The sequence below is a fragment of the Acidobacteriota bacterium genome (genome assembly GCA_034211275.1).
GTDB lineage: Bacteria > Acidobacteriota > Thermoanaerobaculia > Multivoradales > JAHZIX01 > JAGQSE01.
On the sequence record JAXHTF010000075.1, the window covers coordinates 21093 to 27092 of the forward strand.

Genomic DNA, 6000 nt, shown 5'->3' on the forward strand with positions numbered 1-6000 from the left:
GCGTGGACTCCCGCCTGCGCGGGAGTGACGAGCTTCGAAGGGCTCGCGAGGAGGGAACAGCAGCCCTCGAATTCCATCAGGCAAGTTTCCATCAGAAAATTACCAAAAGAGGCAAGGGTTCGCCAGCTGCGCATGGTGTAAGAGGTGACTCTCAACTCATCTCCCCGTAGAGAGGCCGATCATCAGTCCGGAAACTCACCGGAGCGAGAAAGAGCTCCGGAGGCCGGAGAGAGCTGATCATCCGAAGCTGGGAGGAGAACGCTCAGTTTCGAGCCGGCACCCTCGACCCCGAGCCCCTGCAGCGGCCTCTGCCCGCCGAGATCCGAGTGGAGGAGCGGGGGAGCGTAGCGGAGAAGGTTGAGGACTTCGACAAACGGGTCGGGTGACCCTACGCACCAGCGGCGCTGGCCTCAGTAGGACCAGCGCCGCAGATCGAATCGAGCGCGTATTCCGCACTCAGCAAAAATCCTGAAGATGGGGTCAGGGCCGGCTGCCACACTGAAACGTGCTGCCATTGGTGCACACGCAGATCTCGGGCTCATAGGGCGTGAACTGGCAGATAACGTAGTTTCCTGTTTCGCAGGGCGTCCCATGGACTGCCCAGCAGGAAACAAAGGAACTGCCGGGGGCCTGGCGGGTGGAGGTTTGCGACTCCTCGAGACCCGTGGAAAGAACCGGGGCCTCTTCAGCCGTGATCTGTGCTGGCGGAGCTTCTGCGGGAGCGGCGCCAGCAGAGAGAGCGAGGACCAGCAAGGCACACAGAAGGACGAGGGCGGAGAGCATTGCGGTGATCTTGGACATCTTGGAAATAGATTCCTTTCCCTTCCAGACGGAAGTTTTATTTTAGTCCAAAAGACTATACGAAGAATCTATTTTTATGTCAATTCGAGGCCCGCAGCTCGACTTGTTGAGACGAGCCTCCTTGCCCTCATCCCCCTATCTCAAGTTCGGGCACTTCTAGCCCAGCCCCAAGCCCACCTCTCAAGGGCACGTAGCAAACGCCCGCGTGTCCGTCAGCGTCTGGGCGACCTGGCGGGGCGGGTTGAAGTAGATGTACTGCTGGCCGGTGTTCAGGTCGGTGACGCTGACGCTGAATTCGACGTTGGTGGCGGCGGCTACGAAGACCCAGTAGCGCTGGTTGATGGCGCAGCCGTCGAGGACCTTGACCAGCAGCTCCCAGTTGGCGGGGGAAAAGAAGTAGAGGAGGGCCGAGTCGGTGGACTGTTCCACGACCTTGCCCACGCCCTGGTTGCCGCTGAAGTCGGCCCAATTCACTTCCACCCGGAAGCGATCGTTCTGAAGCAGGAGGCCGTCGCTCTGGGAGGCGACCGAGCCCTGGTTGGGGGCGACATCGGTGGTTTCCGCGAGGGTGCCGATGGCGGCGGCGACGTCGACGGTCTGGTCGCCGCCGAGAAGGGCCAGGGGAATGCGGACGGTGGCGGTGGAGCCGCTGACCACGAGGGTGGCCAGGCCCAGCACGGTCTCGGAGGGATCGTCGATGACCTCCACCTGACCGCTGTCGAAGGAAAAGAAGTCTACGTAGGCCTCGTTGCCCATGCCGGTCTCGCCGTCGTCGCCGCGGAGCAGATCCGTCCAGGGGAAGTCGCCGGTGGAGCCGGCCTGATCGAGGTCGAGGTCGAGGTAGCCGTAGAGGGCGTCGGGGGCTCCGCTGTCCGGTTCGCTCACGGAGCCGAAGAAGTCGAGATCGATCACCAGCTCGCCGCCCGCAGCCTGCACCGAGAGACGTTGGAGGTCCAGCTGGACCGTTCCGGTACCGAAGGTGTCGTCGGCGGGGTCGTTGGCGAAGGCCTTGAGCCGAGGGATGGGCTCACTCTTGGGCACGGGGGCCTCGGCCCGGGACGGACGAGGGCCGGTGGGCCAGTCTGCGGCGGCGGGGAGGGTGAGGGAGAAAACGAGGCCGGCGAGTAGCAGGCCGACGACGGTGCGGTGGAGCGAGAATCGGAACACGGGAGCTCTCCTCTTCATAAGCGACGGGTCATGGCGCGACGGTGGGTTCCAGCGGATTCCAAAGTCCGCCGCCGTTCGCCGAGTGCATAGGACTCCGATTGGCAGACGCTCGTCCGCTCAAGGGCAGGAAGGGACGAGCCGCCTCGGGCTGCCAACGGAGGATTGGAAAGAGCGTCTGAGTGCATCGACAGGACTCGTAAGCTGTGAAACACTTTTACCACAGCTAGAGGATGAAGTCGCCCCCGATGCCCAATGGTTTGCCGTCGGGATGTGCCCTGAGATTTCTTGGAGTGAGGATAGATCGGATGCCTGTCTCAAGAACACCCCACACGTCGCCGAGCCGTGAGCAGCAAGACCCCGGCAAGAACTTGGAAGCAACAACCCCGGCCGCCGAAGGCTCGAATCCCGAGGCCTCGAATGGAGGCCCTGCGGTCTCCCGCCGCGGATTCCTCACCGGTCTCGGAGGCGCCGGAGTGTTGGCCGCTACGGGCCTGGCCGGTGGCTCCGCAGTGGTGGCTCCGCAGCGGGTGGAGGCGGCCGAGGTGGAGGCTTCTACGGCCCGCCGCCGGGCCATCGAGGCGTTTCGGGTGCGTTCCCGAGCGGCTCGCAACCTGGTGGACGTGGACCAGCCGGAGCAGGCCGTCAACGGCGACGACGAGTTCTATGCGGACCGTCGTGCCAGCTTCTTCAAGGCCATGCCCCAGAACTCCTTGGGAGAAGTGGATACGGCGGCCTACGATCAGCTACTGGCGGCGCTGGCTAGCGGCGCTTCGGCGGACTTCGACGCCATCGACCTGGCACCCCAGGCGGACCGGCGGCTGGCCAATCCGCAGGGTTCCTTCGCCTTCGAGATGACCGGTGGTGACGGTCACAGCTGCCGCATCCCGGCCGCGCCGACTTTCGCCAGCGCCACCTCAGCGGCGGAGATGGGGGAGGTCTACTGGCAGGCCCTGACCCGCGACGTGCCCTTCAACGACTACTCCAGCGATCCGATGGTGGCCGCCGCCGTCGCCGACCTCAACGCCTTCTCCGCCACCGTCGGTCCGAAGGTGGGCGGCGCCGTGACCACGGACACTCTCTTCCGAGGCGAGACCCCCGGCGACCTCGTCGGTCCCTACATCTCCCAATTCCTCTGGCTGCCGGTGCCCTACGGTCCCAGCACCATCGAGCAGCGGTACTCGCGGCCAGAGGTCGGCGATGACTTCATGACCAGCTATGGCGATTGGCTGGCGGTTCAGCGGGGAGTGAATCCGGCGGCGGGGATCACCTTCGACGGCACTCCGCGCTACATCAGCAACAATCGGGGCCTCGGTGAGTGGGTCCACGGCGACTTCTCCTACCAGGGGTATCTCAATGCCGCCCTCATCCTGCTCGGCTTCGGGGCCGAGACGCTGAGTGATCGCAACCCCTACCGCGTCATCCTCAACCAGGGCAGCTTCGTCACTTTCGGCGGCCCGCAGATTCTCGATCTGGTGGCCAAGGCTTCGAGCGTGGCGCTCAAGGCGGCCTGGTATCAGAAGTGGCTGGTCCATCGCCGGCTGCGGCCGGAGGTCTACGCCGCCCGGGTGGAGAATCAGCAGAACGGCAGCAAGAATTACGGCGTCCACTCCGACGTGCTCAATTCCGACGCCGTCGCCCGTTTGCTCTCCGACAACGGCAACACTCTGCTGCCGCTGGCCTTCCCGGAAGGCTCACCCACCCATCCGTCCTATCCGGCGGGCCACGCCTGCATCGCCGGTGCCTGCTGCACCGTGCTCAAGGCCTTCTTCAAGGAGTCCTATGTGTTGCCCGCACCGGTGACGACGGATGCCGACGGGCTGAACTTGGATCCCTGGACCGGCGCGGACCTGACGGTGGGCAACGAGATCAACAAGCTGGCGGCGAATATCTCCATCGGCCGCGACGCCGCCGGCGTGCACTACCGCAGCGACGGCATCGACGGCATCACCGCCGGCGAGCAGGTGGCCATCGCCATGCTGCAGGATTACAGCATCGCCTTCTCCGAGGCGGCGGACGGCTTCGAGCTCACCCGCTTCGACGGTCAGCGCATCCTCATCGCCAACGGGCAGGTGCAGGAACTCTAATCGAAGACGGGCTGCCCACCGCATTGCTCGGCGGGCAGCCCTTACTGTTCCAATGTGCCCGCCGAGATCCCCCCTTCCATCGGCGAGCTTCCCCTCCCAGCCTCAGCTCACGGGAAAAACGCAGTCCACTGATTCGCGTTCCCGCCTTCAAACCCATCCACGAAGATCGGCGTCAGGTTGGGGCCGGTGACGCCGTAGCCGCAGCTTTGGAAGATGGCGGCCATGGTTTCCAGGTCCTGGTAGGAGTAGTCCAGGTCCACCGCGGCCTGCTGGACGGCGATGGCGGCGTCCTCCTGGTTGGTGTTGAAGGTGGTCATGCCGATGCCGGTCCAGTGGGCGCGCTCGGTGCGGTCACGGCCGATGGCGTCCCACACTTTCATCATGCAAGTCGCCCAGATCTGCCCGTCGGTGTGGATCGAGCCGGTGAGGCCGCCGGGATAGACCGCGCCGTAGTTGGTGATGCGGCCACCCCAGAAGGGGTTGTGGCCGTCCCAGCTGAACACCCAGTGATAGGCCGCATCTGCCGTCGTCCATTGGTTGAGGCTGCGGCTGTAGGACTGGGCTACATAATCGCCGATGCCTTCGGATAGACCGTTGACCTGGGACAGGGCGCCGCCGGTGACCCAATCGTGGAGGGCATGGCCGAGCTCGTGGATCACCACGTCGGCATCCTCGGCGTCGTCGACGCCGCCCTCGCCGAAGGCCACCACGCCGTTGCCGCTGGTGTAGTGGGAGTTGTCCGAGCCGCTGAGGCCGTGGGGATCGAAGCGGGCGCCGCCGGCGTATTGGGTGGGGGAGATGGCAACGCCCAGGTCCTCATTGAGGTAGCGCATCACGTGATCGATGTGGAAGTAGGTGTTGGCGGCTTCGAAACCGCTGGCGTTGCGGGTGAAGTTGAAGCTGGAGCTGGGCTGGGCGAAGAGGCCTAAGAAGGGGCTTTCGGTGTCGACGATGGCGGCGTAGGGGCCGACCAGGCTGAACATGCCGCCGGCGCTGGTGATGTCCGGCAGAGTGCGGTTGAAGAGCTCGGCGGTGAGCTGAGCGGTGTCGGCGTCGCCGCCGTCGGTGTAGCCGGTGGTGCCGTAGGCGACGGTGGCGGAAGAGAGCGGGTCGGGGTCGAAGACGGTGCCGGAGCCATCGACGTAGAAGGCACGGTCCCACAGGCGCAGGAGCTCGCCGGTGGTGGCGTCGATGAAGCCTTCCCACTCACCGGTGGGGGAGACAGCGGGGATGATGCGCACCCGCTGGGTCAGATGCCAGGTGCCCTCGTGCTGGAAGATCACCGGCTCGGTCTTCTCCCAGCTGATGGGACCCTTCACATTCAGGATCGAGAGCACGGAATCCCGCGCCGCCGCGGCGGAGACCGCGGGGGTGACGGAGGCCAGCTCGATGCCGGGCTGGAAGCCGTTCATCACGAAGGTCACCCGATGGTCGGGGTCGAGGGTCACCGCCACCTCGGATTGATACACCGGCACGCCGCGGTAGTGCTGGCGATAGCGCACCGTGGCGCCGGCGTCGCTCTCCCGCACCGCGTGGAGCACCAGCTGCTGGGCGTCGTCGGTGTCGAGGGAACCGTGCTGGAGGAGGTCCCGATGCTCGGCGAGGAATTGCCGCGCCATGGCGTCGGGGGTGCCGGCCTCGACCTCGTAACGCAGGTTGTAGAGCGCCACCGGCACGCCGGTCTCCAGGCTGATGCGCAGGTCGCCGACGCGGTAGGAGGCTTCCGCCCCTTGGCTATAAGCCTGGCTGTGGGCGGAGAGGGCTTCGATGGCAGGGGGCTTGGCGGCCTGGGCGGTGGGCGCGGCCAGGCCGGTGGCCAAAAGGGCGGTCAAGAGGAGAGCGATCAGGAGATACGAAAGGGGCCGGCTCATGGCGGGGTCCTCCAAGGACGAAAGATGAAAGCTCGCGCTAGCCTGAAGACCAGGCCAGCCTGAAGAGCGGAGCGGGG

3 protein-coding genes are annotated in these 6000 nt (G+C 65.4%); 1 reads left to right on the plus strand and 2 read right to left on the minus strand.

Annotation, left to right across the window (positions count from 1 at the left end; genetic code table 11):
• Positions 1-981: 981 nt before the first annotated feature.
• A complete protein-coding gene (locus SX243_13125) occupies positions 982-1968 on the minus strand; it encodes a hypothetical protein (GenBank protein ID MDY7093907.1) in 987 nt (328 codons plus the stop codon).
• A 305-nt stretch (positions 1969-2273) separates the two neighbouring features.
• Here SX243_13125 and SX243_13130 point away from each other — a divergent pair, with 305 nt between their 5' ends.
• Complete coding sequence (locus tag SX243_13130) at positions 2274-4052, plus strand: vanadium-dependent haloperoxidase (GenBank protein MDY7093908.1); 1779 nt, start codon at positions 2274-2276, stop codon at positions 4050-4052.
• Between the two features lie 107 nt (positions 4053-4159).
• On the opposite strand, the gene SX243_13135 is transcribed toward SX243_13130, so the two are convergent.
• Positions 4160-5923 carry a peptidase gene (locus tag SX243_13135; GenBank protein MDY7093909.1) on the minus strand — a complete coding sequence of 588 codons (1764 nt, stop codon included), beginning with the start codon at positions 5921-5923 and terminating at the stop codon, positions 4160-4162.
• Positions 5924-6000: the final 77 nt, after the last annotated feature.

Bases quoted from the DNA above. Each gene is read 5' to 3' on its own strand.
- SX243_13130 (MDY7093908.1), top strand. From the start codon at position 2,274: ATGCCTGTCTCAAGAACACCCCACACGTCGCCGAGCCGTGAGCAGCAA.
- SX243_13135 (MDY7093909.1), bottom strand. From the start codon at position 5,923: ATGAGCCGGCCCCTTTCGTATCTCCTGATCGCTCTCCTCTTGACCGCC.